Below are 26,995 nucleotides of genomic sequence, written 5' to 3'. Positions count from 1 at the left end.
AAACGAATTTATGATGATCGTTTTAGAGGATGATTGCAATAGGTTTTCTGCAAATTCTCCAGGCCCGTTGCATGCACGCACCACCAGGCCACCGGAGCCTCGTGGCCGGAGCCTCGTGGCAGTCCTGCAGACCAGCCCCCCGAGCTGCGGCAGCAGCGGGGCACGCCGCCACCGCAGCCGCCGGTAGGCGGCGGGTCAACCGTGTGCGCGGCGAGGTAAAAATCTTCACTCGCGGCGCACACATTACCTATACAGAAGATGACCACCGGGCAACCCTATGCCCGGCACGCGCAGCGCGGCTCAACTCCCCGCGCAAGCGGAACCAGGGGCAACCCTGGCGGCGGCCAGCGGGCCGCCATCACCGGGCAGGGGGCTTCAGACACCCCCGGCCCGGCCCCATAGGGGGTTATCCCAGCTTCTTCGCCAGCTTTTCCGCCTCGATGTGCGTGTAACGCTTGAGCATGGACAGGCTTTTGTGTCCCGTCATGCTCGCCACTTCCATGATGCCCAGGCCCTTCTCGAACAGGCGCGACGTGGCCTCATGGCGCAGATCGTGAAAGCGCAGATCAGCCAGAAACGCGGGGTCGGGCCGGGTGCGCTGCGCGTCGCACTCGGCTTCGTACAGGCGCCTAGCGCGGGTGCGACAGCTCTTCCAGACAGGTTCGAAATTGTTCGTGTTTTTCCAGCTAAAGACCTTGCCGTCGATTCGGCGCGGCATGCCTTGCAACGCCGACAACGCGGACCCGGACAACGCGACCGTGCGTGAACTGCCATTTTTGGTACGCGGCAGGTGAGCCGTGCGCCTGGCCAAGTCGATGTGTTCCCATCGCAGTGAGAGAAGCTCACCGAGTCGCATGGATGTTTCCACTGCAAGCACCAGGATGGGCCTGATCTCCCGCGATACCCTCAGCCGAGCGCCGGGCACCGTGGCGCGCATCAGATAGTCCCACTCGCCCGGCTTCAATCGCCTGTCGCGAGCGCACCCGGCTTCGCTGGGCTTTTTTACGCCCCGCACCGGGTTGCCCGCGGGCAAGTGGATCGATAGTTCGTTCTCCGCGTACCAGAACATCGCTGAAGCGGCCTGCAGGTAATGCTTGACGCTGGACGCGCTGAGTCCGCTCGCCAACAAGCTGTCTCTCCACGCGGCTACATCGATGGCGTGCACATTGGCAAGGAAAAGCGGGCCGAAGCGCTCTCGAACGCCGGTGATGTACACGCGCAGCGAGCGATAGGAACGCATGGCGGTTACTGTCTCCATGTACCTATCGGCCAACTCCTTGACCGTTACCCGCGCGGCATCGTTGCGCAATGCCGCCGTGTTGCCTCTCTGTGCTTCGCGCTCAATTTCCCTGGCCCAGGACTCGGCGTCGGACAGTAGATCAAAGGTGCGCGAAATAGACGGCATGCCTCGCCTGCGTACCTGCGCCCGGTATCCGTTTTTCCTCTTCTCGATATAGGCCATAGCTTCTCCGAACGGTCGTTCGATTCCCCCTATATTCCCCCAAATGAGGAATTCTCACGACAAGAATCAAGCATTCATGCGGGTTATAAGCCTAACCTATTTTCTCTTGATGGGCGACTGGGTGATGTGGTGGCAGATGCTGACGCATCGGCTGTGACGGGCGGTTCCGATAGCAGTTGAGCCAGACTCCAGTCGCGCTCTTCATCGCTGAGCATGTGGCCGAGCAGCGCCGAGGTGTGAGCAGCGCGCTTTTTATCGAGCAGCAGCGCGTCGATCAATGGCCCAAGGGGCGTGGCCTCGGGGTTGCAGAGCAGCGCCCAGCGCGAGGGGCTGCGGGGCTTGGCGGCGACCTTGCCGATCCAGCCCAGACGCTCCAGCACGGTGAGCAGGTCTTGCAATTGCAGGGGATCGATGCGCAGGCGCTTGGAGAGTTGATCGGCGGGCAGGCCGCAATCGGGCGCGAGGCGCGCGCCGTGGAGCAGCTTGAGCACTTGCACCGCGTTGAGAAACTCGGCGCCCGCATAGCCGTCCAGCCGGATCGCGCGCACACGCAGCGAAGGCAGATAAGCCGCGATCATGGCGCCGACCAGCACGGCGATCCAGCTGAAGTAGATCCACAACAGCAGCAGGGGCAGGGCCGCAAAGGTGCCGTAGACCGCGGTGTAGGTGGTGACGGTGGAGAAATACCAGGCCAGCGCCCGCCCGCCCAGACTGAAGGCCAGCGCGGCGACGAATCCGCCAATGAGCGCGTCGCGCCAACGCACTTCGGTGTTGGGAATGAAGCGGAACAGCGCCGCCAGCGCCACAGCCATGACGGCCCACGAAGCAAAGCTCAGCAAGGCGCTGGCTCCGCCGGGCAGGTGATGCAGCAAGCCGCGGTGTGCGCCAGCGACAAAGCTCATCAGACCGATGCTCGCGCCCAGCACCAGTGGGCCGAGGGTGAAACCGGCCCAGTAGAGCAGCACGCGCTGCGCCAGCGAACGGGGCCGCGGGGTGCGCCAGATGGCGTTGAGCGCACGGTCAACGGTCAGCATCATCGAAGTGGCGGTGACGATGAGAAAAACCACGCTGACCACTCCGAGGCTCTTTGCCTTGGCGGCGAAATCGCTCAGGTAGTGATACACCTTGTCCGAGATGCCATCGGGCAGCATGGTTTGCGCCAGATGCGCCTGGATCTGCCCCTGCATTCTGTCGAACGCCGGAAACGCGGTGAACACCGCCAGCACCACGGTGAGCAGGGGCACCAGGGAGATGAGGGTGGTGAAGGTGAGACTACCCGCGGTTTGCGCCAGATTGTCCTGAGCAAAGCGTCGGGCCAGGGTGCGCAGGCTGGCGAGCAGGGTGTCGGAGGGGCGAAGGCGGGGCATGGCAATACGATAGCGGCATGAAAGACATCCTGATTCTGTATTACAGCGTACACGGCGGCACCCGCACGCTGGCCGAAAGTTTGGCGCAAGGCGTGGCGCAGGTGCCGGGGGCGCTGCCGCGGGTGCGTACCGTGCCGCGGGTCAGCACCGTGGCGGAACAGACCGCACCGTCCATTCCCGACGAAGGGCCGCCTTATGTGGAACTGAGCGATCTGCAGGAATGCGCCGCTCTGGCGCTGGGCTCGCCCACGCGGTTTGGCAATATGGCCGCACCGCTCAAATACTTTCTCGACCAGACCTCGGCGCTATGGCTTTCGGGCGCTCTGGCGGGCAAGCCGGCGGCGGTGTTCACCTCCACCGGCACGCTGCATGGCGGCCAGGAAAGCACGCTGCTGTCGATGATGCTGCCGCTGCTGCACCACGGCATGCTGATCGTCGGCCTGCCCTACACCGAGACGGGGCTGATGACCACCCGCGGCGGCGGCACGCCCTACGGCGCCAGCCATCACGCCGCGCTCGACGCCAGCCTGCCGGTGAGCGAAGAGGAAAAGCGCCTGGCCTTCGCGCTGGGGCAACGGCTGGCGCGAGCGGCGCTCAAGCTTGCGGCAGACTGAACCGGGCGCATGATGTCGGATTCTTCTCAACCGTTATCGACCGCCTCCTGGCAGCATGTCTGGCACCGGGGTGCGGTAGCCAGCCTGCTGGCGCTCATTCTGCTGTGCGTGGTCTGGGAGCTTTGGGCGGCGCCGCTGCATCCCGGAGGATCGCTGCTGGTGTTCAAGGTACTGCCCCTTTTGCCCGCCGTGCCCGGCGTGTTGCGGGGCAGGGCGCAGACGTTTCGCTGGCTGAGCCTCCTGTTGTGGTTTTACGCGGCCGAGGGCATCACCCGCGCGCTGACCGACCCCAGCGCCGCGTCGCGCGGGCTGGGGTGGATTGAACTGCTGCTCTCGCTGCTGTTGTTCCTCAGCGTGGCCGGTTTTTTGCGCACCGGAGCGCTGCGCCATGCTGCCCGCTGAACAGCATCGCTTTCTGGACGCCTTGCGCGCATTGCTTGGCACGTCGCATGTGCTGCACCTGGCGGAAGACTGTGCACCCTATCTGACCGATTGGCGTAAACGCTATCAGGGACGCGCGCTGGCCGTGGTGCTGCCGGGCGACGCCGCGCAGGTGGCCGGGGTGGTGCAGCTTTGTGCGCTGCATGGCGTGGGGGTGGTGCCGCAGGGCGGCAATACCGGCCTGGTCGGCGGGGCCACGCCAGACGCCAGCGGCGAGCAGATCGTGCTGAGTACCCGGCGGCTCAACCGCATTCGGTCCATCGACCCCGCGGGCGGCGTGCTCGTCGCGGAAGCCGGGTGTGTGCTGGCCACCGTGCAGCAAGCCGCGGCCGAGCACGGTCTGCTGTTTCCACTGTCTCTGGCCGCTGAGGGCAGTTGCACCATAGGCGGCAATCTTTCGACCAACGCTGGCGGCACGGCGGTCTTGCGCTACGGCAATGCCCGCGAGTTGTGTCTCGGACTGGAAGTCGTCACCGCGCAGGGCGAGGTGCTCGACGCACTCAACCTGCTGCGCAAGAACAATACCGGCTACAGCCTGCGCGATCTATACGTCGGCGCCGAGGGTACGCTGGGCATCATCACCGCGGCGGCGCTCAAGCTCTTTGCGCAACCGGCGGCGCAAATCACCGCGCTGGTGGCCGCGCACGAAGTGGCCGCCGCCATTGACCTGCTCGGCTTAGCAAACGCCCGGCTGGGGTGCAGCCTGACCGGCTTCGAGCTGATGAGCGCGCACAGTCTGCAACTGGTGCAGCAGCATTTTCCGCAGCTCGCTTTGCCTTTTGAGTTGCCCAGCGCTTGGTGCGTGCTGCTGGAGTCGAGCGAAACCGAGGGCGAGCCGCAGGGCAGGGCGCGTCTGGAGTCTCTGCTGGAGACAGCGCTGAACGATGGCTTGATCGTCAATGCAGCCGTGGCGCAGAGCCTGTCGCAAAGCCAGGCGCTTTGGCATTTGCGTGAATCGATTCCGCTGGCGCAGGCGCAGGAGGGACTGAACATCAAGCACGATATCGGCGTGCCGCTCTCGCGCATGGTCGCCTTTGTCGAGTCCACCGCCGAGTTGGTGACGCAGGCGCTGCCCGGTGCACGCCTGGTGGTTTTCGGCCATCTGGGCGACGGTAATTTGCACTACAACGTGCAGGCTCCGGTGGGCGCGGATGCGGCACGTTTTCTGGCCGAGCATCAAACCGTTTGCAACCGCATCGTGCACGATGCCGCGGTGGCTTGCGGCGGAACGTTCTCGGCAGAACACGGAGTCGGCCAGCTCAAGCGGGACGATCTGGCGCGTTACGGCAACCCGGTTGCGCTGGCCCAGATGCGCGCTCTCAAGCAGGCGCTCGATCCGCAGAATCTGATGAATCCGGGGAAGATGTGGCCGGGCTGATACCCGGCAGCGCTTCGCCGCAGCGGCGGCAATAGCGGGCATCTGCAGTGTGCCCGACCAGCCCGCAACGCGAGCACGCCGTGGCGTCTTCCTCTTGCGCCTGGCGGTGTTCTTCGACGCGGCGCTGGTTCCGATACGAGTTGATCAGCTCCGCCGAATAGATACCCGTCGGCACGGCGATGATGCCGTAGCCCACGATGATGATGCCCGAGGTGATGATCTGCCCCAGCGCCGTCTTCGGCGTGATGTCGCCAAAACCCACCGTGGCCATGGTGACGATGGCCCAGTAGATGCCACGCGGGATGCTGGTGAAGCCGTTTTGCGGCCCCTCGACCAGATACATGATGGAGCCGAAAATAGTGGTCAGCGTCAGCACGCTGAGCACGAACACAAAAATCTTGTTCTTGCTGCGAGACAGCGCATCGAGCATCTGATTCGACGCGCTGGTGTATTCCATCAGTTTGAGAATTCGGAAAATACGCAGCACCCGGAGAGTCCGGATAACCGTCAGATGGCCCGACCCGAGAAAAAGCAACTCCAGATACGCCGGCAGGAAAGACAGCAGATCGATGATGCCGAAAAAGCTGCGCGCATACCGCCACGGGTTCTGCACCACGGACAGCCGAAGCACATACTCCAGCGTGAAAGCGATGGTGAAAATCCACTCTAAAACATAAAACACTCCATGCGCACGAACCTGCACGGCCTGCACCGAATCGAGCACGGTGATCAGCACGCTGAGCAGAATGAAGCCGATCAGCACCAGATCGAATAGCTTTTCGTCGCGCTCGTCGTGGTAATACATCACCCGGTACCAGTACGCCCGCCACCCCTCCTTGGAGCGTGGCGCAAGCTGGGTGCTGGACTGTCGGTTTTGCATCGGCGTAGGCGTAAGTAAGGCGCTTCGCGATTCTATGGGGGCGCAACTCGGGGCTTGCGGCCACCGATCAGTGGAGCCTCCGGTTGGGGCTCTTCGCGACTGAGGCACCGCACGACGATCCCGGGCATTGGATGCAAGCGGGCAGTGATGTCCTGCGCGACGGTCCTTCATCCAAATTACAGCACGGCGCTGTCGAGTTCGGCTTGCCTTTCAGGCTACCGAAACATCGGCTGGAACGGTGCGAGCCCGGTGCCCGCCGCAATGAAGACCTTGCGCTTGGGCGCGGTCGGTGGCCTTTGTGTTGCGGGCGACGGTATCAGTCAGCGGCATGGGTTCCCCCCATCTAGGCATGTACCCCATGCCTTTCTGATGTACCCCTGCTTTGTACCCCTATCGCCTCGCGGATGTCAAAGAACGACACCGAACAGCTACGGAATAAAAAAAGCCATAAAGCATTGATTTCTGTATGCGTTACGGCTCTCTTTGAACTATACCGAATAATAAACTGGTGGGCGGTACTGGGATCGAACCAGTGGCTTCCACCGTGTGAAGGTGGCACTCTACCGCTGAGTTAACCGCCCAAATCACCCTTCCGTTCCAGGAAGGACGATCAGCAAAGTCGCCAATTATTGCACACTTTTTTCGGTTCAACTGTTTTAGCTCGCCTCCGCGCCCGGACGCCAGATGCTCTTGCCTTGGCTTTTTTTGTCGAGCAATTGCAGAAACGCTTCATGCGCGGCTTGCTCGTCGCTGCTGGGGGCGCGAACGGGCAGGGAAAAATGATCGAGTCGGTGCGAAGCCACGCTCATCTGTTGTTGAGGCGTCTCCAGATCGATCACCAGGCTTTCTTGACCTCGCGTGAGACTGAGATAGACCTCGGCGAGCAATTCGGCGTCGAGAAGTGCGCCGTGCAGGGTGCGATGTGCGTTGTCGATGCCGAAACGCTTGCACAGCGCGTCGAGGTTGTTGAACTTTCCGGGGAACTGCAGCTTGGCCATCGCCAGCGTATCGGTGACCAGCGGGACGTGTTGCTTGAAGGCGGGACGGTTGAGTCGCTCGAGTTCGGCGTCGAGGAAGGCGCAATCGAAGGGGGCGTTGTGAATGATGATTTCGGCATCGCGCACAAACTCGAGCAGGTCGTCGGCGATCTGCTCGAAGCGCGGTTTGTCGGAGAGAAATTCTTCGGTGAGTCCGTGGACTTTGAGGGCGTCGGGGTGGCTGGCGCGGTCCGGGTTGAGGTAGGCGTGGTAGTGCTTGCCCGTCAGCCTGCGGTTGAACAGTTCGACTCCGGCAACTTCGATGATGCGGTCGCCGCTGGCGGGATTGAGGCCGGTGGTCTCGGTGTCGAGGACGATTTGGCGTGTCATGCGGGGTGGGTCTCAGGCAAAATAGGGGGTTTGCTGCGCCGCTTTTTGAATGGCGGCCACTTTGCGCGTAGCGGCGGGCTGCAAGGCCTCAGGTCTATGAAATTCAAATTCTTTTCCCGCTACGCAGCCCAAAGCCTACCCCAGATGCAAGCCGTCGCGAGATGCGACCCGGCCAGACCATGAGCACTAACGAATCCGAACTGAACCGCGAGCAGATCCGCAGGCGACGCACTTTCGCCATCATCTCTCACCCCGACGCGGGCAAGACCACACTGACCGAAAAGCTGCTGTTGTTCTCCGGCGCGATTCAGATTGCGGGTAGCGTGAAGGCGCGCAAGGCCAGTCGCCACGCCACTTCCGACTGGATGGAGATCGAGAAGCAACGGGGCATTTCGGTGGCCTCGTCGGTCATGCAGATGGAGTGGCGCGATTGCGTGATCAATCTGCTGGATACGCCGGGTCACCAAGACTTTTCTGAAGATACCTATCGCGTGCTGACCGCAGTGGACGCGGCGTTGATGGTGATCGATGCGGCCAATGGCGTCGAAGAGCAGACGCTGCGTCTGCTCGAAGTCTGCCGGGCGCGCAACACGCCGATTCTCACCTTCGTGAACAAGATGGACCGCGAGGTGCGCCAGCCGCTCGACTTGATGGACGAGATCGAGCGCAATCTGGGCATGGCCGTGGTGCCGTTTACCTGGCCAGTGGGGATGGGGCGCGAATTTCACGGCGTTTATGACCTGCGCCTGGACCGCATGCGGGTGTTCCGGCCCGGCGAGGAGCGGGTGCGCGACGACGACCAGATGCTGACCGGGCTCGACAATCCCGAGTCGGCGCGCCGCTTTGGCCAGCCCTACGAACAGGCGCAGGGCGAAATCGGCTTGCTGCGCGAAGCAGCGCCTGCTTTTGATGCGGCGGAGTTTCTCGCAGGGCGTCAATCGCCGCTGTTTTTCGGCTCGGCGATCAACAACTTCGGCGTGCAGGAGGTGCTCGATGCGCTGGTGGAACTCGCGCCGTCTCCATTGCCGCGCGCGGCGACCACGCGGGTGGTGCAGCCGGACGAAAGCGCGTTTACCGGCGTGGTGTTCAAGATCCAGGCCAATATGGACCCGGCTCACCGTGACCGCATTGCGTTCGTTCGCATTGTCTCGGGCCATTTCGAACGCGGCATGAAAATTCGGGTGGGGCGCACGGGCAAGGACATTCGGCCGGGCAGCGTCGTGACCTTCATGTCACAGCGGCGCGAGTTGCTGGACGAAGCGTTTGCCGGCGATATCGTCGGCATTCCCAATCACGGCACGCTGCATCTGGGTGATAGCCTGAGCGAGGGGGAAGAACTGCAGTTCACCGGGCTGCCGTTCTTCGCGCCCGAGATGTTTCGTGCGGTCGAAATTGCCGACCCGATGCGCAGCAAACAACTGCGCACCGGGCTGCAGCAACTGGGCGAGGAGGGCGCGATTCAGGTCTTTCGCCCGTCCACCGGCGGCAGCCTACTGCTGGGGGCCGTGGGAACACTGCAGTTCGAAGTGGTGCAGCACCGGCTCAAGTCGGAGTATGGCGTGGAGGCGCGCATGGAAAGCAGCAAATACCGTATGGCGCGCTGGTTCACTTGCGACGATCCGCAGGCGCTCAAGCGGTTCATCGAAACCAATGCCCACCGCATCGCCTACGACGTGGTCGATGCGCCGGCGGTCTTGCTCACGCACGCCAGCGAATTGCGGGTGATGCAGGAGCTGGCGCCCAAAATTCAGTTCCATACCCTGCGTGAGCATGCCGGCCAGGTGTTCAAGACCTCGCTGCAGACTTGACGGTCAGGTCGCTGCGGGTTGTTGCAGACTGGGGCAGACGACGCCCCGGTAGGCGTGCCAGCTGGCATGGCCAATGACGGGCAGCACAATGATCCAACCCAAGCCAAAAGGCAGCATGGCCAGCAGGCTGATGCTGCCGATCAACGCCGCCCAGAAGAACATCGCCACCGGATGCTCCAGGCAGACGCGCAGGCTCGTCAGCGCCGCGGTGATGGCGTCCACGGGCCGATCGAGCATCATGGGGATAGACACCACGCTGATGGCGAACACCAGCCCGCCAAACAGCAGAGCGACCCCCAGATAAACCAGGACGAATGTGACGTTGGCAGGGTCGAGCAAGAGCCGCAACACGCCGCCAGTTTCGGGCATGCCCGCATCGAAAAACAGGGCAAACACCACCAGCGCGGTGCGCCCCCACAGCAACTCGATGACCAGCAGCAGTCCGGCGAAGATGGCCACGCTGCCCCGGTGAGGCCACCAGCAGCGGATACAGAAGTTCAGCTGCGCCTTGAGATTAATCTCGCAGCGGCGGCTCGCTTCCATCAAGCCCATGGCCAGGGCGGGGCCGACCAGCAGCAGGCCAGCGGCCAGCATCAGGGTGTATTCGGGCGAACTCGCCAGCGTCCAGGCGAGCAGCCAGCCCAGCGCGGTGAAAATGAGCCCGTAGCTCAGACCGACAACCGGGCAGCGGGCAAAGTCGCGCCAACCGGCGGCCAGCCAGCGAAAAGGTGTATTCCATTGCAGGCTGCACACGCTCACACGGGTGCGGGTTTCCGCGGCTAGCGGGTGATGCTGCGCTTCTTCTGGCGTCATATCCCTGTTCTCCTCCATGTTGGGGGCAGCCGACTTAGGGCAGCCCATCCAACTCAGAGGCTAAGGTGTGACAAACCGTCGCACAACCCGGGATACCCCGTGGTGTCTATCGTGATGTCTCAGCTGGTATGGGCGCTGGCTTGCGGCAACCAGATCTGAACCTGCAAACCGCCAGGCTGAGCATTGCTGAGCTCAAGGCGCCCGCCCATGGCGGTGATGGTTTTTTCCACGATGGAAAGACCCAGGCCCGTGCCCTTGGCCGAGGTTCTGGCCGCGTCGCCGCGAAAGAACGGACGGGTGAGCTGGGCGAGGTGATCGGCCGGGACGCCCGGGCCGTGGTCGCGCACGGTGAGTTGCACATGGTCGATGCCCGGCTGCAGGCTGATGTCGAGATCGGTGTGCACTTCACCCGGCGTCAAGGCGTAGCGCTTGGCGTTTTCCACCAGATTGACCACAACGCGTTGCAGCTCCAGGGTGTTGGCGCGGACAGGCGGAACCGGCGGTGTCTGCAGGTGCAGCACCACGGTCTCGTCTTTCTGATAACGATCGCGCACAAAGTCGATCAAGGCATTGAGATCCACCGTCTCGATCTTCGGCGTGGTGCTGCGCGCATATTCAAGAAATTTGCTGATGATGCGGTCGGCCTGCTCGATGTCTTCGATGATGTATTCGCGCGCCTGCTCGTCGGGCACGCTCATCTCGGCTTCCAGCCGTAACCGGGCCAGCGGCGTGCGGATGTCGTGCGAAATGCCGGCGAGCATCAGCGCGCGCTCCTCTTCGACTTCCTGAAGGCTGCGCGCCATGCGGTTGAAACCCCGGTTGACCTCGCGAATTTCGCGCATGCCCGACAGCTCGTCGAGCATCTGCGAGTAATTGCCGGCGCCCACGCGGGCCGTGGCCAGGCGCAGATCGCGCAGCGGCTTGTTGACAAAGCTGGCGATGACCGCCGCACCAATGAGCGCCAACAGGGTGGCGATGACGCCCCAACTTGCCCAGGTCTCACTCAGCGAGGGATCGATCCGGGAGCGGTCGAGCAGCAACCAGTAGGGGTCGCCTTCGAGCACGAAGCCGATCCACAAGCCAGGGCGGTCGTTCACGACGTCGGCGAAATCGAGATGTTCGTTCAACCGCGTGTCCACCGCGACTTCAAGCCGCCGGGTGAATTCGGAATGATTCATCGGCGTCCACTGATCGCCCGGACTGCGCGGGTAAATGTAGATGCCTTCTTTTTTCGCCAGATCTTCGAGCAGCGAAACCCGGTATTGCGGGTCGGAGTGAATCAGCGCCAGCCGCGTGAGATCGATCAGGCTGGTGATCTGCCGGGAAGTCTGCTCGACTTGGGGGCCGAGTTCGAGCAGCCGAAAGCTCTGGAACCACGTCGCCAGACTGGCGCTGACCAGTAGGACGATGAGCAGAAAGGTGCGCCAGTACAGGCGGCCGAACAGCGCGCTGATCCAGCGCGTCATACGGGAAAATGGACTGAGAGAGAAAGCTGCAGAGCCGCCGACCGAGCCCGCGCCACGCCCCGGCGTCTGGTCGGGCGGGGTAGGGCCTTCGTCAGGATCAGCCTTCGGCGTTGTCGGGGACGAAGACATAGCCCACGCCCCATACGGTCTGGATGTAGCGCGGATGCGCTGCGTCGGTTTCGATGATTTTGCGCAGACGAGAAATGGCGACGTCAAGGCTGCGGTCGAAGGCTTCGTAGTCGCGTCCGCGGGCCAACTCGGCCAGGCGGTCGCGCGACAGCGGTTGGCGGGGGTGACGCACCAGCGCCTTGAGCATGGCGAATTCGCCGGTGGTCAGGCTGATGACTTCGCCGTTCTTGCTGAGTTCGCGCCGGGCCAGATCGAGGCTGAAGGGGCCGAACACCACGGTTTCGTCTTCGCGCGAGGGCGCGCCGGGCAGTTCCGGCGAAGGCTGGCGACGCAGCACTGCGCTGATGCGGGCAAGGAGTTCTCGGGGGTTGAAGGGCTTGGGCAGGTAATCGTCAGCGCCGACTTCCAGGCCGATGATGCGATCCACATCTTCGCCCTTGGCCGTCAGCATGATGATCGGGGTCTGGTCTTTGGAGGCGCGCAGACGCTTGCAAATGGACAGGCCGTCTTCACCGGGAAGCATCAGATCAAGCACGATCAGGTCGAAGCGCTCCTTCACCATGATGCGCGACATCGCCTTGGAGTCTTCGGCTACGAACACTTCATAACCTTCTTGAGAGAGATAGCGACGCAGCAGGTCGCGGATGCGCGCGTCGTCATCGACGACCATCAGCTTCTTCGGTTTTTCGTGGTCCATAGAGGCGTCATTCCTGAATGAAAACAAGGCAAAAACAAGGCAAACGAGGCTGCCGACCTTCCTTGCAGAGATGTGTCAGCTTAAGGCTTGTTACAGAGTTTACTGCGAGAGCAAGGTGATTCGGGTCGATTCGATTCGATAATTTCATTTGCAAACTTTGGATACGCCCTTGCCTGTGATCTTGCGTCCATCCTGGCGTCGATTACGCCTGATTTCCCTGATCGGCGCCTGCCTTGTCGGCACGGTGGCCCAGGCGGGGGCGTCTGCGGCGTTGATGCCGCAGCGGCTGCGTCAGATTGCCGGGCCGGTGGAGGCCAACCTGGCCGAAGGAGCGGGCGGCAAGGTGGCGGATGGCCGTCTGGCTACTTCGCAGTTTCTCAGCCCGGCAGCGTCCACGCCTGTTAAGCCGCATGTATTGACCTTGCATGACCGGGAAATTCTGCGGCAGCAGATTCAAGGCGTGACGCAGGGCATGAACGCGCGAGCGCCCTCCGCCACGCACAAATCGCATCACTGATCTCTCCGAGTCGGTCGGTGATCGGTATGATGAGCCGATCCTTCTGAAACTCAGTTGATCGCCGTGGAAAATCAGCCTCGTCTCTGCTCTGTGCAATGCCTGCATCCCGGAGGTTTGCATCGCCTGGCCTATTGGGAATGGGGCGCTGCGGACCAAGATGATGTCGTCGTCTGCGTTCATGGTCTGACCCGGCAGGGCCGCGATTTCGACGTGCTGGCTCAGGCGCTGCAACCGGGCCGCCGCGTGGTGTGCCCTGATCTTCCCGGCCGGGGCGAGTCGGACAGGTTGACCAATCCTGCGCTGTATCAGGTGCCGCAATACCTTGCCGATCTTGTCACCTTGCTGGCGCGTCTGAAAGCGCGTCGGTTGTCTTGGGTGGGCACTTCGCTGGGCGGGCTCATTGGTATTGCTCTGGCCGGCATGGAGCACAGCCCGATAGATCGGCTGGTGCTCAACGATGTCGGTCCATCGCTCGATCCGCGAGGGTTGATGCGCATCGCCAGCTATGTCGGACGGCAAATGCGCTTCGACACCCCCGAACAGGCGGCTGATTCGCTACGCGAAATTTCGCAGGGCTTTGGCCCCCACACCCCGGAGCAATGGATGGCGCTGACCCGCCCCATGCTGCGCCCGGACGGTGACGGCTGGCGCTTGCACTACGACCCCGCGCTATCTCAGCCGTTCAGCGCGGCGACGGCGCAGGCCGTAGCGGCTGGCGAAATCGCCCTTTGGCAGGCCTACGATCAGATCGCAGCGCCGACTTTGGTTGTGAGAGGGGCGGATTCCGACATTCTCAATGTGCAGACGGCGCTGGCGATGACGCAGCGCGGCCCCAGGGCGCGGCTGGTCGAGCTTGCTGGCGTGGGGCACGCGCCGACGCTGGTGCAACCCGACCAGGTGGGCATCGTGCGCGACTTTTTGCTGTCGTGAGCCCGAATCAGTCCGTCGCGGTGCGTAGCGCCGCCCAGGCGGAGCCCGCAGACCAACGGATCGACCAGGCGCGGGCCTACGCCCTGGCGCTGATCGATACCGTGGTGCTCGAAACCGGCGAGCCCGCCGTGGAGCATGCGGACGGCGTGAGCTCCATCCTGCGCGAAATCGGTGCCGATGCCGACGCCCAGGCCGCGGCCTACCTCAATCTGGTGGTGCCCCAACTGGCGCATCCGCAAGATCAGCTGAGCAAACACTTCGGCGAAGCGCTGGCGGCCTTGTCGGTGGAAACACGCAAGCTGGTCGAAGTTTCCCGCATGGCAAGGAGCGGTCCGGACGAGGCGGAACTGCGGCGTCGGCACACCGAATTGGTGCGGCGCCTGCTGCTTGGTTTTTCACGCGATCTGCGCGTCGCCCTGCTGCGCCTGGCGTCAAGGCTGCAGTCCCTGCGATATTTCACCCGCACCAAGCAAGCCGCGCCCGCGGCATTTCTGGCTGAAAGCATGGAGGTCTATGCCCCGCTGGCGAATCGTCTGGGCATCTGGCAGGTCAAGTGGGAGATGGAAGACCTGTCTTTCCGTTTAATGCAGCCCGAGGTTTACAAAGACATCGCCCGCAAACTGGACGAGCGGCGCGTCGAGCGCGAACAGGGCATCAGCACGGCCATCTCCCTGCTGCAGAAGGAATTGCAGCGGCAACACATCGCCGCCGAGGTGGTTGGCCGACCCAAACACATCTACAGCATCTGGCGCAAGATGCAAGGCAAGCATCTGCAGTTCGAGCAGGTGATGGACTTGCGAGCCTTGCGCATCATCGTCGGCGACGTCAGCGCCTGCTATGCCGCCTTGAGCGTGGTGCACGCCATGTGGGCTTCGCTGCCGGGCGAGTTCGACGACTACATCGCCAAGCCCAAGCCCAACGGCTATCAGTCGCTGCACACCGTGGTGCGAACCGACTCGGGTCAGATTTTTGAAATCCAGATTCGTACCGCCGCCATGCATGCGCACGCCGAGCAGGGCAGCGCGGCGCACTGGGCCTACAAAGAGGCGGGCGCCAAGGGTTATCTAGGGCAAACGCAGGCGGGCGACTACCAATCGCGCATCGCCTTGGCGCGCCAGCTGCTGGCACTGCAGCAGGAACTCGCCGGTGCAAGTTCGTCAGCAGCAAGTGCGCCAGCATCGACGGGCGCCTCCGCCGACCCCGCCGTGGAGGCCGACGCGGAAGACCGCATCTTCGTGCTGACTCCGCAGGCCCGCATTGTCGAGCTGGCAAGAGGCGCCACGCCAGTGGATTTCGCCTATGCGCTGCATACCGATCTGGGGCACCGCTGCCGTGGCGCGCGCGTCGATGGCGCGCTCATCCCGCTGACCACGCCGCTGCGTAGCGGGCAGACGGTGGAGATCGTCGCAGCGAAAGAGGGCGGTCCATCGCGAGACTGGCTCAATGCCGAGCTGGGCTATTTGCGCAGCCCTCGGGCGCGTGCCAAGGTACGCGCCTGGTTCAATCAACTCGCCCAGCAGCAGACGATTGCCAAGGGCCGAGCGCAGGTCGAGCGCCTGCTGCAACGCGAGGGCAAGACCAGTTTCAATTTGCAGAGTCTGGCTGACGGATTGGGGTTTCGCACTGCCGATGAGCTATTCGAGCGCGTCGGCAAAGATGAGTTTTCGCAGCGGCAGATCGAGGCCTACCTGCGCGCCGATCCCGCCACTTCGGCTGTGGACGAGTCACTGGTTTTTTCAAGCGGTGGCGTTGCCCCCAAAAAGCAGGGCGGACAGGTGCTGGTCGTGGGCATGGGCTCGCTGCTCACGCAGCTTGCGGCTTGCTGCAAACCGGCCCCGCCCGACGCCATCGGCGGCTTTGTCACCCGTGAGAAAGGCGTGACGGTTCACCGCGCCAATTGCCAGAATTTTCGCAATATCGCTCGCCAGCATCCCGAGCGCGTGATTGCCGTGACCTGGGCCGGCCAAGATGATGCCAGCGCGCTCTACCCGATCGACCTGGAGGTCAGCGCGAACGACCGCCAAGGCTTGCTGCGCGATATTTCCGACGTGCTGACGCAAGAGCGCATCAACGTCATCGCAGTGAGCACCCGCTCAGTAGGCGACCTAGCGCAGATGCGGTTCACCGTGCAGTTGGCCAACAGCGCCAAACTCAAGCGCGCCCTCAAGCTCATTGCCGACGTGCCCGGTGTGCTGAAAGCTTCGAGAAAATAACTCTGTTATTTGGTGCACAAGAGCCGTGCTATGATTGCGGGCTTCGTAGGCGGTTAGCTCAGATGGTTAGAGCGCTTGCTTGACATGCAAGAGGTCGTTGGTTCGATTCCAATACCGCCTACCAAATTCTTTCCAAGCTCCTCATACAACGCCATGCATCCTTTTCGAACTAGCTTGCAGACCCCCTGAGTTTTAGAGGTCCGCACGCCCGTGCATAGCGATGACAAGGTGCGGTCCATCCGCACCTTTTTTATTTGAGCGAGACGCATCATGTTTCAAATCACCCTGCCAGACGGTTCCAAACGTGCTTTCGAAGCCCCGCTGGCGGTCGCCGAACTGGCGCAGTCGATAGGCGCCGGGCTGTTCAAGGCGGCCTTGGCCGGAAAAGTTGACGGCAAGCTGGTCGATACCAGCTACCGCCTTTCGCAAGATGCCGAGGTGGCCATCGTCACGGACAAGGATGCCGAGGGGGTGGAAGTGATTCGGCATTCGACCGCTCACCTTCTGGCCTACGCCGTCAAAGACCTGTATCCCGACGCGCAAGTGACCATCGGCCCGGTGATCGAAAATGGCTTTTACTACGACTTCGCCTACAAGCGGCCCTTCACGCCTGAAGATCTCGAAAAGATCGAGGCGCGCATGGCCGAACTTGCCCGCAAGGATGAGCCAGTGCGCCGCAAAGTGCTGCCGCGTGATGAAGCAGTCGACTATTTCAAGTCGCTCGGCGAGCATTACAAAGCCGAAATCATCGCTAGTATTCCTGCGGGTGAGGATGTGTCGCTGTATTCCGAAGGGGCTTTCACCGATCTTTGCCGCGGCCCGCACGTGCCATCGACCGGGCGGCTGAAGGTGTTCAAGCTGATGAAGGTGGCCGGCGCCTATTGGCGCGGCGACCATCGCAACGCGCAATTGCAGCGGATTTACGGCACCGCCTGGGCCAAGAAAGAAGATCAGGACGCCTATCTGCACGCCTTGGCCGAGGCGGAAAAGCGCGATCACCGCAAGCTCGGCAAGGAACTCGACCTGTTCCATTTCCAGGAAGAGGCGCCGGGGTTAGCCTTCTGGCATCCCAAAGGCTGGGCGCTGTGGCAGGCTGTCGAACAGTACATGCGGCAGGTCTATCGCGATAGCGGCTACCAAGAAGTCAAGGGGCCGCAGATTCTCGATGTGAGCTTGTGGAAGCGCTCGGGTCACTGGGACAACTATTCGGAGAACATGTTCTTCACCGAGTCCGAAAAGCGCCAGTTCGCGGTCAAGCCGATGAACTGCCCCGGTCATATCCAGATTTTCAATTCAGGTCTGCGCAGCTATCGCGATCTGCCCATTCGCTATGGCGAGTTTGGCTCATGCCATCGCAACGAGCCCTCCGGTGCGCTGCACGGTCTGCTGCGCGTGCGCGGTTTCACGCAGGATGACGGTCATATTTTTTGCACCGAAGATCAGATCGAGGCCGAGGTAACAGCTTTTCACCAGCAGGCCATGCAGGTCTACACCGACTTCGGCTTTACCGATATCGCGCTGAAAATTGCCTTGCGCCCAGAAAAGCGCATCGGCGAAGAAGCCGTTTGGGACAAAGCCGAGGCCGCATTGCGCGCTGCGCTGCAGGCTTGCGGTGTGGCGTGGCAGGAGTTGCCGGGAGAGGGCGCGTTCTACGGCCCGAAAATCGAATACCACATGAAAGACTCGATCGGTCGCGCCTGGCAGGTGGGCACCATGCAGGTCGACTTCATGATGCCCGAGCGGCTGGATGCCGAGTATGTCGATGAGCATTCGCAGCGGGTGCGGCCGGTCATGCTCCACCGGGCGATAGTCGGCTCGATGGAGCGTTTCATCGGTGTACTGATCGAACACTACGCCGGCGCGATGCCGCTGTGGCTCGCGCCGGTTCAGGCCGTCGTGATGAACATCACCGACGCGCAGGCCGATTACGCACGATCTGTTGCACAAGCGCTGACAAAACAAGGCTTTAGGGTCGAGTTGGATTTGCGCAACGAAAAAATCAACTATAAAATACGTGAAAATGCATTGAGCAAAGTGCCTTACTTGCTTGTGGTCGGTGACCAAGAGCGAGACGCGGGAACCATCGCGGTACGGCCACGCGGCAATGTCAACCTCGGGGTGCTGTCCCTGGAGGCGCTGACGCAAAAACTCTCCCAGGAAGTGCAGTCGCGCGGATCAGCCCAGCAGTAAGAACTCAGCTGGGGCAGCATATTTGTCTAAATGAATTGAAAGGTTTGAGCCATCGCTACGTTCCAGAGCCGTAATACACCGGAAAAACGCGCGCATCGTCTAAATCGCGAAATCACGCTTCCCGAACTCCGCCTAGTCGGACCTGACGGCGAGGCGCTCGGGGTGGTTTCTCTTACTGAGGCGCTCAGACTCGCCGAGCAGCATGATGTGGATCTGGTGGAAATTGCGCCGACCGCATCACCTCCGGTCTGTCGTTTAATGGATTACGGCAAGTTCAAATACGAAGAACAAAAAAAGAACCACGAAGCCCGGTCCAAGCAAAAGCAAATCCAGATCAAGGAAGTCAAATTCCGTCCGGCAACAGACGACGGCGACTACCAGATCAAGCTGCGTAACCTCCGCCGTTTCTTGGAAGAAGGTGATAAAGGCAAGGTCAGTCTGCGTTTCCGTGGGCGTGAAATTACCCACCAAGACATCGGGATGCGGGTGCTGGAGCGCGTTAAGGCCGATGTCGAAGATGTCGGCCAGGTTGAGCAGATGCCCAAGCTGGAAGGGCGGCAGATGATCATGGTCATCTCGCCGAAGAAGAAAAAATAACAGCCTTTGCTGCGCTGGTTCAAATGGTGCTGGTGCAGCGAAGGCGAGAAGTGTGTTCCTGCTTTTTGGCGGTGAACAAACCTGTGGCGCAAGCTGCAGTCGCGTGTGTTTGGCTCAGATGGGCGAATGCCGCAAAACTCGTGTGCGTGGGCTTGAAAGTGTCTGGTTCATCGTCAGACCGCCTGCGGATATGTCATATTTAATGGAGCAATCATGCCCAAGATGAAGACCAAAAAGAGTGCCGCAAAGCGATTCCGCGTGCGTCCGGGCGGCACTGTCAAACGTGGCCAAGCGTTCAAGCGCCATATCCTGACCAAAAAAACCACCAAGAACAAGCGTCACTTGCGTGGAGCCACGGCGGTGCATGACAGCGATCTGAAGCAGATCGCAGCCATGATGCCTTTCGCCTGAAGCGCCAGTCGCCTCAGTTCGAACAATCAATCAGGATAAGGAGTCTTAAATGCCTCGCGTCAAACGTGGTGTGACTGCACGTGCACGTCACAAAAAAGTTCTCGACCTCGCCAAGGGTTTCCGCGGCCGCCGCAAAAACGTCTATCGCATCGCCAAAGAAGCGGTGATGAAGGCTGGGCAATATGCCTACCGTGACCGCCGTGCCAAGAAGCGTGAATTCCGTTCGCTGTGGATCACCCGGATCAACGCCGCGGTGCGCCAGTCCGGCATGACCTACAGCGTGTTCATGAATGGCATGAAAAAAGCGCAGATCGAAATTGACCGCAAGGTGCTCGCCGACATGGCGGTGCACGACGCAGCAGCGTTCGCCAAAATCGTCGCTCAGGTCAAGGCAGCAATGGCCTGATCGCAGGGCCTGGAGCTTTGTTGCTCTGTTGCGATGTCTTGCTGTGCAAAGGCCTGTTTCCGCAGGCCTTTGTTCTTTGTTGGCGGTGCTGCGCTTGGGCGCAAGGGTTGGTTGCCGCTCTTGGGATGTCTGTTCACACTTTTTCGGTGTACTTAGTCTATGAATCCTTTGCAAACCCTGATCGATCAAGCCAGTGCCGAGTTTTCGCGAGCGACGGATTCCGCCACGCTGGAAAACGCCAAGGCGCGCTATTTGGGAAAGACCGGCTTGATCACCATCGAGATGAAAGCCCTGGCGGCTCTCCCGACTGAGGAAAAGCGGGCCCGGGGCGCTGAGATCAATCTGGCAAAACAGGCGATTGAGCAGGCTTTGCAACAGCGGCGCGAGGCGATCGAGCAGGCGGCGCTCCAGGCTCAACTGCAGGCGCAGGCGATTGACGTGACCTTGCCGGGGCGCGCTGGAAATCAAGGCGGCTTGCACCCGCTGACGCGTAGCTGGATGCGGATGGAGCAGATTTTCCGCTCCATGGGTTTCGACGTGGCCGACGGCCCGGAAATCGAGGACGATTGGACCAATTTCACCGCGCTGAATTCGCCGCAGAATCACCCCGCGCGCTCGATGCAAGACACCTTCTACGTCGACGCCAAGGATGTGCACGGCCAACCTTTGCTGCTGCGAACGCATACCTCTCCGATGCAGGTTCGCCATGCCCGTGCCCACGTGCAGCGGTATGCAGGGGCCGCCGAAATGCCGCCGATCAAGGTGATTGCGCCGGGACGCACTTATCGTGTGGACAGCGACGCGACGCATTCCCCGATGTTTCATCAATTTGAAGGACTATGGATCGACCAGAATGTGTCGATGGCCGATCTCAAGGGCACCTTCACCAGTTTTCTCAAGGCCTTCTTCGAGCGTGACGATATTCTGGTGCGCTTTCGCCCCTCGTACTTTCCCTTCACGGAGCCGTCCGCCGAGATCGACATGATGTTCGAGAGCGGGCCGCTCAAAGGCCGCTGGCTGGAGCTTGCAGGTTCCGGGCAGGTGCATCCCACGGTTGTGCGCAATTTCGGGCTCGACCCCGAGCGGTTCATCGGCTTCGCCTTTGGCAGCGGTCTGGATCGCATCACCATGCTGCGCTACGGCATCTCGGATCTGCGGCTGTTCTACGAAAACGATCCGCGCTTTCTCCAGCAGTTCGCCTGACCCAGTCGCCACCCCTCGCTTCTATTTTGCGGCCTGACCGCTGAGCTGAACTTTTCAAAGAGCTGATCATGCAGTTTCCCGAATCCTGGTTGCGCCAGTTTTGCAATCCCGACCTCTCGACCGAAGCGCTGGCCGATACCCTGACCATGGCGGGTCTGGAAGTGGAGGAAGTGCAAGCCGCGGCGCCCGCTTTTTCGGGGGTTGTGGTGGGGCTGGTGCGTGATGTGCAGCCTCATCCCAATGCCGACAAACTTCGTGTTTGCCAGGTGGATGTCGGCGCGGCTCAATGGCTGCAAATTGTCTGCGGTGCGCCCAATGTGGCCGTCGGCATGGCCGCGCCCTGTGCGCTGGTGGGGGCCGAGTTGCCGCCGCAGCAAGAGGGGCAGGGCGCGTTCCGGATCGGGCCGGCCAAGATGCGCGGTGTGGAATCGCAGGGCATGCTGTGCTCCGCACGCGAACTGGGCCTGTCGGCCGATCATGCCGGCTTGCTGGCGCTTCAAGGAGCGCCGCAGGCCGGGGCGGATCTGCGTGAATGGCTCTCGCTCGACGAAGCCGTGTTCACCATCAAGCTCACGCCGAATCTGGGGCATTGCCTGAGCATCATCGGCGTCGCCCGTGAGGTGTCTGCGGTCACGGGTGCGGTGTTCCACAAACCGACGTTCAGGCCCGTGGCGCCCACTCTGGCGGACCGATTGCCGGTGAGCATTGAAGCGCCCGATCTCTGCGGGCGGTTTTCCGGCCGCATCATCCGCGGGGTGAATGCTCGGGCCGAAACGCCGCAATGGATGAAGACGCGGCTGGAACGCAGCGGACAGCGAAGCATTTCGGCCCTGGTCGACATTTCCAACTATGTGATGCTGGAGCTGGGCCGCCCGAGCCATGTGTTCGATCTGGCCAAGATTCTCGGCGGATTGACCGTGCGCTGGGCGCGCGAAGGCGAGCAGCTTGAATTGCTCAACGGGCAGACCATCTCCCTGAACGCTGACATGGGGGTGATTGCCGCCGAAAACGGCGTGGAATCTCTTGCCGGCATCATGGGTGGCGAGTCCACCGCCGTCACCTTGGACACCACAGACATCTACCTCGAGGCCGCATTCTGGTGGCCGGACGCCATTCGTGGTCGCGCCCGCCGTCTGAACTTTTCTACCGATGCGGCCGCCCGCTTCGAGCGCGGGGTCGACTATGCGACCACCGTCGAGCACCTCGACGCCATCACCGCGCTGATTCTGGACATCTGCGGCGGACAAGCGGGCCCGGCCGACGATCAGATCACCCAACTGCCGCAGCGCAAACCGGTGCGGATGCGGGTGGCGCGGTGCGAGAAAGTCATCGGCATTCCTATCGGCTCAGACCGCATGGGCGAGATTTTTTCGCGGCTCGGGCTTCAGGCTGAACTCGACCGCAACAGCACTGAACCCGCCTGGATCGTGACGCCAGGCGCTGAACGTTTCGATCTGGAGATTGAAGAAGATCTGATCGAAGAAGTCGCACGCATTCACGGCTATCAGCACATTCCAACCCAGGCGCCGGTGGCGCGCCTGCATCCGCTGCCGGTGCCCGAGGGCCAGCGCACTTTGCACAGCCTACGTCTGAAAACCGCGGCCCTGGGCTATCAAGAGACCCTCAATTTCTCTTTTGTGGATGCGCAATCGGAGCAGGATTTCGCAGGTCAGGCTGACCCCATCCGCCTGCTCAATCCCATCGCGTCACAGATGTCGGTGATGCGCTCCACGCTCATCGGCTCGCTGGTCAAGGTGCTGGCAGACAACCTCAACCACCGTGCCAAACGGGTGCGGCTGTTTGAACTCGGTCGTGTGTTTGCGCGCGATGCGCAGGCCGAGAACGGGCCGATGCAGGTTGCGGGCATTCGCCAGCCGATGCGCCTGGCGGGTCTGGCCTACGGCTCGGTGTTTCCCGTGCAGTGGGCCGAGCCGGAACGCCGGGTCGATTTCTACGATGTGAAGGCAGATGTCGAGGCCTTGTGTGAGGGCTCAGGCGAGGGCACGGGCGAGTTGCAATGGATGCCGGTTCATCATCCCGCCTTGCATCCGGGGCGCAGCGCGGAAGTTCGGCTGGGCGGTGAGCGCCTGGGTGTGGTGGGAGAATTGCATCCGCAATGGGTGCAGCGCTATCACCTGCAGTTTGCACCCGTGATCTTCGAGCTGGATGCCGGGCTGTTGCAGGCCCAGAAACTGCCCGTGTTTGCCCCCATCAACCGCGTACCCGCCGTGCAGCGTGACCTGGCGTTTCAGGTTCCCTCGGGCGTCAGCTATGCGCAGATGCAGCAGGCAGTACAAACCGCCATCCAGAACATTCCGGTTTGCGGCATCATCCGGGAGGTGCGACTCTTCGACCTGTTCACCCCGCCCGGAGACACGACCTCGAAAAGCATGGCCTTCCGTCTGCAGTTGCAAGACCAGCAAACCTTGACTGACGAGCGGGTGGATGCCGCCTGTCAGGCGTTGGTTGCCGAGTTGGCGACTGCAACCGGGGCACAACTCAGGGGTTGAAGTCGGTCGAAACAACAACAAAAGCAGCACACAGGAGGACACAGATGGCACGCATTCAGATCGAATCGGTGCAGACACCGACGCTGACCAAGGCAGAACTCGCCGAACAGCTCTATGAGCGTATCGGCCTCAACAAACGTGAATCGAAAGACATGGTCGATGCCTTTTTCGATCGCGTTCGAGATGCCTTAGGCCGCGGCGAAGATGTCAAACTTTCCGGGTTCGGCCATTTCCAGTTGCGGGAAAAGGCGCAGCGGCCAGGCCGCAATCCCCGCACCGGCGAAATCATTCCCATCGCTGCGCGCCGGGTGGTGATTTTCCACGCCAGCCACAAGTTCAAGCATCAACTCCAAAGCCCCGCCCTTGTTGATCTGGCCGAAGACGTGCAATGACCTTCGCCGGGTCTGCAAATCGCCGAAGAACGCCGAAATTTGTTGGTAAGGTATATGAAGGATGCCACGAACCCACGGTGAATCCGGCTGGACATTGCCGTTATGCGCCTGAGATGCGGCAAAATCCATTAACCAGCCCCTTTGGGCGAATTCCGTTTTGACGTAACCGCTCACGCTTCTAAGATTTTCCCCGTCGCCACCATGAGTGCCGTCCCTGCATTGCCGCCCATTCCTGCCAAGCGCTACTTCACCATTGGAGAAGTCAGCGAGTTGTGCGGCGTGAAATCGCACGTACTGCGGTATTGGGAGCAAGAATTCGCGCAATTGCGCCCGATGAAAAGAAGGGGCAACCGTCGCTATTACCAGCACCATGAGGTGCTGTTGATTCGCCGTATTCGCGAGCTGCTGTATGAGCAAGGTTTCACCATCAGCGGCGCCCGAGCGCGCTTGGGCGGAATTCCTGGCGAGGAGCACGCAATGCAAGAAGCAGCGGGCACGCCGGAGGCCGGAGAGCAGGCTCCGCTGGTGCCGCTACCTGCCATTCAGCACATCAACGAATTGCGCGCCGAACTCCTCTCGATCCGCAGAAGTTTGATCGAACCCTGAGGAATAGTGTATGATTGCTTGCTTTGGTCGTCGGGGCGTAGCGCAGCCTGGTAGCGCACCTGCATGGGGTGCAGGGGGTCGGAGGTTCGAATCCTCTCGCCCCGACCAAAATTACTCAGCAAATCAACGAGTTAGAGAGTAAGCCCACACTAACACTGTGGGCTTTTTTTCGTCTAAATGGTGAATTTCGCGGATTAATTCCCCCTGAATTCCCCCTAGATTCCCCCAAAACACACCCACGCAGCACCTTTTACAACTCCCCCTGCGGCTCCCCCTGCGTGAGCTGATCGATCTCATGGGGCCGGGTGGCCACAGCGACGGTTCTCGCAGCGCAGAACTTTTCAGGCACGGCAGCGGCGCACCCCACTGTGCCGCGCTGTTGCGGATTCTGTCCACAGTGTTGCCCCCGGTTTGTGGAGACAAGGTTGCGACATGGCGTAGCGGCCCGGAAATGGCGATTGCGATTGCCGATATGCTGTACGCCGCTCACCGCCCAATCCCTCGTGAGCGCTCAATTTCAGCGTTGATCTCAACCTGGCGCATCAATGCGCCCGCCCCATCGTCCATGCGGCCGATGGTGTGTTGCGCAGCATCTCCCACACTGCCGCCGTCGGCCCGGATGCGGTCGATGGCGCGCATCCAGGCCGTGGCTGCTGCGGTCTTCTCGCCCCCGGTTTTGGCTTCCTCCCATTCCGCCAGCGCCCGGTCGATGCCGGGGTAGGGGGATTCGTTGGATTGCGTGGGCGCTGGCTGTGCCTGTTTTTCAGGCATTTCAAGCGAGGCCTGTGCTGGCGCATGCACTGGGTGCCTTTCAGCGCTCTTGTCCTTGGCTTTGTCCACAGTTTCTGTGGGCAAGTGCAGCGGCTCTTTCTTCTGGGCCTTGTGTTTCAACAGTCCTTGTTCCTGCATCCGGTTATAGACTGCCTGTCCTGCGACGGTGAGCTGGCCTTTGGCATCAACCAGGGTCTGGCGCGCCGGATCGGTCAGCACAGCTTGCTGTTCGGCGGTCAGCGCTTTGTCTTGCCCCGCCGCTTCGATGGCGTCCCATCCCGCGACGGGCAGGTGTGCCAGAGCGGATTCGGCGGCCATGAAGGCTGTGTCGATGACGTAGCGGGGCCGTGGCGCGCTTGGCGGTTGGGGAGTAGGTTTGACTGGCGGTTGCCGCGGTTGCCGCTGTTTTTGCCGCTCCTGTTGACTTTGCAGCTCGTCGGCGACGATAGGCTGCAAATCGGAACTGGTGACGACGATGCCCAGCCGCACAGCCTCACGCACCGCCCGCTCCCGAAACTCACTGCTCCCCGTGATGTCCACCTTGCCTCCGTATTTCTGCGCGGCGATGCGCAAGGCCGCTTCCAGGGAGTCATCTGCCTTGTCGTGCATGACGATGCGCGGCCCTGTGTCGGTGAACTTCGCCTGGCCATCCTGCCCACGGTAGATTACCAACTGGCGCTTGTGGTCGATCTGCACATCGAGCGCGGCCACGGTGAGCTTGCGCAGCGGGTCGAGATCTTCGCCCTCGATGCCGTCCTGCTGCTGGTACTTCTTGCTGTTGCGCTGCTCGCGGTAGCGGATGCCGCGCAGCGTTGCCTTGGCCGCTTCATCGCCCAGATCGGCCAGCTGCTCCAACCAGGTGCGCCACACTTCGGTCCGTGGAGTCTTGGCCGTCAACGTTTTGCGCTCGGCCGCCTGTCGCTTCTGGAGTGCTTCCTTGGCTTTTGCTTCTTCCCATGCCCGGTAGCTGAGAGCAACCTTGGCGTCCATGCCATCGCGCCGATGCTCCGCTAGTGCAGTGGCACGTTCTCCGCGTAGCGTGGGGATCAATGCTTGCCGCTCGTCACGGTGACGCGCGGTCATCGCCTTGCGCAGCGCCTGGCGCTGTTTCCTGATTGCCTCCTGCTCGGCCTTGAAGCGCGCAGCCAGCAGGGCGCGTGCCTGGGCACGTTCAGCACGGCGGCGCTGCCGTTCGGGGTCGGCGCTGGCATGCTGCGGTTCACCCCGGAGGCTGGCGCGCTGGCCGTCCAGCGCAGCGGCATACTTCACTTTTGGTTCTGGCATGGGACCGCGTGATGGCTCATAGGGGCCAAGCGCTTTTTCCAGGGCGTTCTTACTTGCCCACCGCCCCATCTGCGACGCCTTGGCCGCCAACACGCGCCCATCGTCGAGCGTGGCTGTTACCACCATGCCCGAACCCTTGGGCTGAATCGTCACACCATAGAGCGCTGCGGCTCGGTGCACGCTGTGCCAACTTGCCCCTGGGGACTGCACGGCGGTGCGAATGACCTGAGCCGGTTCCCCTGCAAGCCACGTCTGAAACGACTGTGCCCCGGCGTTGCGATGCTCAGCCGCCTTGGCCGCGTTGCTCACGCGCTGCCCCCCGTCGAGCTGCCCCAGGGTGGTGCGCTCGGCGCGGCTCATGCGCACGATGCCAGCCTTTCCCTGATCGTGGACGACGCCATAAGGGCCGGGGCTGTGTCGCCAGCCTTGAGCAAGCTCGATCTCGCGCATGGCTTTGTCCAGGAGCAGCCAGTCATACTTGGGCACCTTGGCCGTATGGCCGTCAGCATGCACGCGGTTGACGATCAGATGCACATGATCGTG

General features: G+C 61.8%; 23 protein-coding genes and 3 tRNA genes. 17 read left to right on the top strand and 9 right to left on the bottom strand.

Translation table 11 applies throughout. From position 1 onward, the window contains the following. Window positions 1-406: 406 nt before the first annotated feature. Together B7X30_RS06845 and B7X30_RS06840 are read right to left on the bottom strand one after the other, a co-directional pair. The gene (locus B7X30_RS06845; protein WP_286729999.1) at window positions 407-1,462 is read right to left on the bottom strand and encodes a tyrosine-type recombinase/integrase; all 1,056 of its coding nucleotides are present in this window, start codon (window positions 1,460-1,462) and stop codon (window positions 407-409) included. An 83-nt stretch (window positions 1,463-1,545) separates the two neighbouring features. Beyond that, window positions 1,546-2,829 (bottom strand): YihY family inner membrane protein, encoded by a 1,284-nt coding sequence (locus tag B7X30_RS06840; protein WP_286729998.1) that lies wholly within the window; start codon window positions 2,827-2,829, stop codon window positions 1,546-1,548. Between the two features lie 17 nt (window positions 2,830-2,846). Between B7X30_RS06840 and wrbA the strand changes: the two genes are divergently transcribed. Genes wrbA through B7X30_RS06825 form a run of 3 tightly spaced genes read left to right on the top strand, consistent with a single transcriptional unit; the run spans window position 2,847 to window position 5,262 of the window. Next, window positions 2,847-3,443 carry an NAD(P)H:quinone oxidoreductase gene (gene wrbA / locus B7X30_RS06835; protein WP_286729997.1) on the top strand — a complete coding sequence of 199 codons (597 nt, stop codon included), beginning with the start codon at window positions 2,847-2,849 and terminating at the stop codon, window positions 3,441-3,443. Between the two features lie 12 nt (window positions 3,444-3,455). Next, window positions 3,456-3,845, top strand: coding sequence for a DUF2069 domain-containing protein (locus B7X30_RS06830; RefSeq protein ID WP_286729996.1), 390 nt, complete (start codon window positions 3,456-3,458; stop codon window positions 3,843-3,845). Then, the gene (locus B7X30_RS06825; protein ID WP_286729995.1) at window positions 3,832-5,262 is read left to right on the top strand and encodes an FAD-binding oxidoreductase; all 1,431 of its coding nucleotides are present in this window, start codon (window positions 3,832-3,834) and stop codon (window positions 5,260-5,262) included. Before B7X30_RS06830 ends, B7X30_RS06825 begins: the two co-directional genes overlap by 14 nt. Here the strand turns inward: B7X30_RS06825 and B7X30_RS06820 are convergent. From B7X30_RS06820 to dnaQ, 3 genes are all read right to left on the bottom strand, one after another. After that, window positions 5,204-6,142: an ion transporter gene (locus B7X30_RS06820; RefSeq protein ID WP_286729994.1), complete on the bottom strand. Its 939-nt coding sequence runs from the start codon at window positions 6,140-6,142 to the stop codon at window positions 5,204-5,206. The two genes, B7X30_RS06825 and B7X30_RS06820, sit on opposite strands and share 59 nt — an antisense overlap. A 506-nt stretch (window positions 6,143-6,648) precedes the next feature. After that, window positions 6,649-6,723, bottom strand: a tRNA-Val gene (locus B7X30_RS06815). 75 nt (window positions 6,724-6,798) lie between these two features. Then, window positions 6,799-7,509 (bottom strand): DNA polymerase III subunit epsilon, encoded by a 711-nt coding sequence (dnaQ, locus tag B7X30_RS06810; RefSeq protein ID WP_286729993.1) that lies wholly within the window; start codon window positions 7,507-7,509, stop codon window positions 6,799-6,801. Between the two features lie 179 nt (window positions 7,510-7,688). Between dnaQ and B7X30_RS06805 the strand changes: the two genes are divergently transcribed. Continuing rightward, a complete protein-coding gene (locus B7X30_RS06805) occupies window positions 7,689-9,317 on the top strand; it encodes a peptide chain release factor 3 (RefSeq protein ID WP_013123025.1) in 1,629 nt (542 codons plus the stop codon). 3 nt (window positions 9,318-9,320) lie between these two features. Here B7X30_RS06805 and B7X30_RS06800 read toward each other — a convergent pair whose 3' ends face one another. The 3 genes from B7X30_RS06800 to ompR form a co-directional block, all read right to left on the bottom strand. Next, window positions 9,321-10,130 carry a DUF2189 domain-containing protein gene (locus B7X30_RS06800; RefSeq protein ID WP_286729992.1) on the bottom strand — a complete coding sequence of 270 codons (810 nt, stop codon included), beginning with the start codon at window positions 10,128-10,130 and terminating at the stop codon, window positions 9,321-9,323. 119 nt (window positions 10,131-10,249) lie between these two features. After that, complete coding sequence (locus tag B7X30_RS06795; protein ID WP_286729991.1) at window positions 10,250-11,725, bottom strand: ATP-binding protein; 1,476 nt, start codon at window positions 11,723-11,725, stop codon at window positions 10,250-10,252. Beyond that, the gene (gene ompR, locus B7X30_RS06790; protein ID WP_013105699.1) at window positions 11,694-12,422 is read right to left on the bottom strand and encodes an osmolarity response regulator transcription factor OmpR; all 729 of its coding nucleotides are present in this window, start codon (window positions 12,420-12,422) and stop codon (window positions 11,694-11,696) included. Before ompR ends, B7X30_RS06795 begins: the two co-directional genes overlap by 32 nt. Window positions 12,423-12,597: 175 nt before the next feature. Here ompR and B7X30_RS06785 point away from each other — a divergent pair, with 175 nt between their 5' ends. The 13 genes from B7X30_RS06785 to B7X30_RS06725 all read left to right on the top strand — a co-directional run bounded on the left by B7X30_RS06785 (window position 12,598) and on the right by B7X30_RS06725 (window position 24,505). Beyond that, the gene (locus tag B7X30_RS06785) at window positions 12,598-12,939 is read left to right on the top strand and encodes a transglutaminase (RefSeq protein ID WP_286730001.1); all 342 of its coding nucleotides are present in this window, start codon (window positions 12,598-12,600) and stop codon (window positions 12,937-12,939) included. Window positions 12,940-13,029: 90 nt separating this feature from the next. Further along, window positions 13,030-13,869: an alpha/beta fold hydrolase gene (locus B7X30_RS06780; protein ID WP_286729990.1), complete on the top strand. Its 840-nt coding sequence runs from the start codon at window positions 13,030-13,032 to the stop codon at window positions 13,867-13,869. Continuing rightward, a complete protein-coding gene (locus tag B7X30_RS06775; RefSeq protein ID WP_286729989.1) occupies window positions 13,866-16,082 on the top strand; it encodes a RelA/SpoT family protein in 2,217 nt (738 codons plus the stop codon). Before B7X30_RS06780 ends, B7X30_RS06775 begins: the two co-directional genes overlap by 4 nt. Window positions 16,083-16,129: 47 nt before the next feature. Further along, window positions 16,130-16,206: transfer RNA gene (locus tag B7X30_RS06770), tRNA-Val, on the top strand. A gap of 146 nt (window positions 16,207-16,352) precedes the next feature. Continuing rightward, complete coding sequence (gene thrS, locus B7X30_RS06765; protein ID WP_286729988.1) at window positions 16,353-18,272, top strand: threonine--tRNA ligase; 1,920 nt, start codon at window positions 16,353-16,355, stop codon at window positions 18,270-18,272. Between the two features lie 51 nt (window positions 18,273-18,323). Then, window positions 18,324-18,869 carry a translation initiation factor IF-3 gene (gene infC, locus B7X30_RS06760; RefSeq protein ID WP_156052675.1) on the top strand — a complete coding sequence of 182 codons (546 nt, stop codon included), beginning with the start codon at window positions 18,324-18,326 and terminating at the stop codon, window positions 18,867-18,869. Between the two features lie 213 nt (window positions 18,870-19,082). Beyond that, window positions 19,083-19,280 carry a 50S ribosomal protein L35 gene (gene rpmI, locus B7X30_RS06755; RefSeq protein WP_013123033.1) on the top strand — a complete coding sequence of 66 codons (198 nt, stop codon included), beginning with the start codon at window positions 19,083-19,085 and terminating at the stop codon, window positions 19,278-19,280. A 49-nt stretch (window positions 19,281-19,329) separates the two neighbouring features. Next, complete coding sequence (rplT, locus tag B7X30_RS06750) at window positions 19,330-19,686, top strand: 50S ribosomal protein L20 (RefSeq protein WP_013105707.1); 357 nt, start codon at window positions 19,330-19,332, stop codon at window positions 19,684-19,686. Window positions 19,687-19,845: 159 nt separating this feature from the next. Continuing rightward, the gene (gene pheS / locus B7X30_RS06745) at window positions 19,846-20,889 is read left to right on the top strand and encodes a phenylalanine--tRNA ligase subunit alpha (RefSeq protein ID WP_286729987.1); all 1,044 of its coding nucleotides are present in this window, start codon (window positions 19,846-19,848) and stop codon (window positions 20,887-20,889) included. 68 nt (window positions 20,890-20,957) lie between these two features. Then, window positions 20,958-23,399 (top strand): phenylalanine--tRNA ligase subunit beta, encoded by a 2,442-nt coding sequence (pheT, locus tag B7X30_RS06740; RefSeq protein ID WP_286729986.1) that lies wholly within the window; start codon window positions 20,958-20,960, stop codon window positions 23,397-23,399. Between the two features lie 44 nt (window positions 23,400-23,443). Then, complete coding sequence (locus B7X30_RS06735; RefSeq protein WP_286730000.1) at window positions 23,444-23,791, top strand: integration host factor subunit alpha; 348 nt, start codon at window positions 23,444-23,446, stop codon at window positions 23,789-23,791. Window positions 23,792-23,992: 201 nt separating this feature from the next. Then, the gene (locus tag B7X30_RS06730) at window positions 23,993-24,397 is read left to right on the top strand and encodes a MerR family transcriptional regulator (protein WP_286729985.1); all 405 of its coding nucleotides are present in this window, start codon (window positions 23,993-23,995) and stop codon (window positions 24,395-24,397) included. A 31-nt stretch (window positions 24,398-24,428) separates the two neighbouring features. Beyond that, window positions 24,429-24,505, top strand: a tRNA-Pro gene (locus tag B7X30_RS06725). Window positions 24,506-24,883: 378 nt separating this feature from the next. Here the strand turns inward: B7X30_RS06725 and traI are convergent. Next, window positions 24,884-26,995 (bottom strand): TraI/MobA(P) family conjugative relaxase (gene traI / locus B7X30_RS06720; RefSeq protein WP_286729984.1); only part of this gene is annotated, 2,112 nt, incomplete at its 5' end.

This window comes from Thiomonas sp. 13-64-67 (assembly GCF_002282795.1).
GTDB classification, from domain to species: domain Bacteria; phylum Pseudomonadota; class Gammaproteobacteria; order Burkholderiales; family Burkholderiaceae_C; genus Thiomonas; species Thiomonas arsenitoxydans.
Note: the sequence above shows the minus strand (reverse complement) of the source record. Positions and strands in the feature narration are given on the sequence as shown.

What these genes read in the sequence shown, in the direction of transcription:
- B7X30_RS06845 (WP_286729999.1), bottom strand. Translation starts at nt 1,462, where the DNA reads ATGGCCTATATCGAGAAGAGGAAAAACGGATACCGGGCGCAGGTACGC.
- B7X30_RS06840 (WP_286729998.1), bottom strand. Translation starts at nt 2,829, where the DNA reads ATGCCCCGCCTTCGCCCCTCCGACACCCTGCTCGCCAGCCTGCGCACC.
- wrbA (WP_286729997.1), top strand. Translation starts at nt 2,847, where the DNA reads ATGAAAGACATCCTGATTCTGTATTACAGCGTACACGGCGGCACCCGC.
- B7X30_RS06830 (WP_286729996.1), top strand. Translation starts at nt 3,456, where the DNA reads ATGTCGGATTCTTCTCAACCGTTATCGACCGCCTCCTGGCAGCATGTC.
- B7X30_RS06825 (WP_286729995.1), top strand. Translation starts at nt 3,832, where the DNA reads ATGCTGCCCGCTGAACAGCATCGCTTTCTGGACGCCTTGCGCGCATTG.
- B7X30_RS06820 (WP_286729994.1), bottom strand. Translation starts at nt 6,142, where the DNA reads ATGCAAAACCGACAGTCCAGCACCCAGCTTGCGCCACGCTCCAAGGAG.
- dnaQ (WP_286729993.1), bottom strand. Translation starts at nt 7,509, where the DNA reads ATGACACGCCAAATCGTCCTCGACACCGAGACCACCGGCCTCAATCCC.
- B7X30_RS06805 (WP_013123025.1), top strand. Translation starts at nt 7,689, where the DNA reads ATGAGCACTAACGAATCCGAACTGAACCGCGAGCAGATCCGCAGGCGA.
- B7X30_RS06800 (WP_286729992.1), bottom strand. Translation starts at nt 10,130, where the DNA reads ATGACGCCAGAAGAAGCGCAGCATCACCCGCTAGCCGCGGAAACCCGC.
- B7X30_RS06795 (WP_286729991.1), bottom strand. Translation starts at nt 11,725, where the DNA reads ATGTCTTCGTCCCCGACAACGCCGAAGGCTGATCCTGACGAAGGCCCT.
- ompR (WP_013105699.1), bottom strand. Translation starts at nt 12,422, where the DNA reads ATGGACCACGAAAAACCGAAGAAGCTGATGGTCGTCGATGACGACGCG.
- thrS (WP_286729988.1), top strand. Translation starts at nt 16,353, where the DNA reads ATGTTTCAAATCACCCTGCCAGACGGTTCCAAACGTGCTTTCGAAGCC.
- rpmI (WP_013123033.1), top strand. Translation starts at nt 19,083, where the DNA reads ATGCCCAAGATGAAGACCAAAAAGAGTGCCGCAAAGCGATTCCGCGTG.
- rplT (WP_013105707.1), top strand. Translation starts at nt 19,330, where the DNA reads ATGCCTCGCGTCAAACGTGGTGTGACTGCACGTGCACGTCACAAAAAA.
- pheS (WP_286729987.1), top strand. Translation starts at nt 19,846, where the DNA reads ATGAATCCTTTGCAAACCCTGATCGATCAAGCCAGTGCCGAGTTTTCG.
- pheT (WP_286729986.1), top strand. Translation starts at nt 20,958, where the DNA reads ATGCAGTTTCCCGAATCCTGGTTGCGCCAGTTTTGCAATCCCGACCTC.
- B7X30_RS06735 (WP_286730000.1), top strand. Translation starts at nt 23,444, where the DNA reads ATGGCACGCATTCAGATCGAATCGGTGCAGACACCGACGCTGACCAAG.
- B7X30_RS06730 (WP_286729985.1), top strand. Translation starts at nt 23,993, where the DNA reads ATGAGTGCCGTCCCTGCATTGCCGCCCATTCCTGCCAAGCGCTACTTC.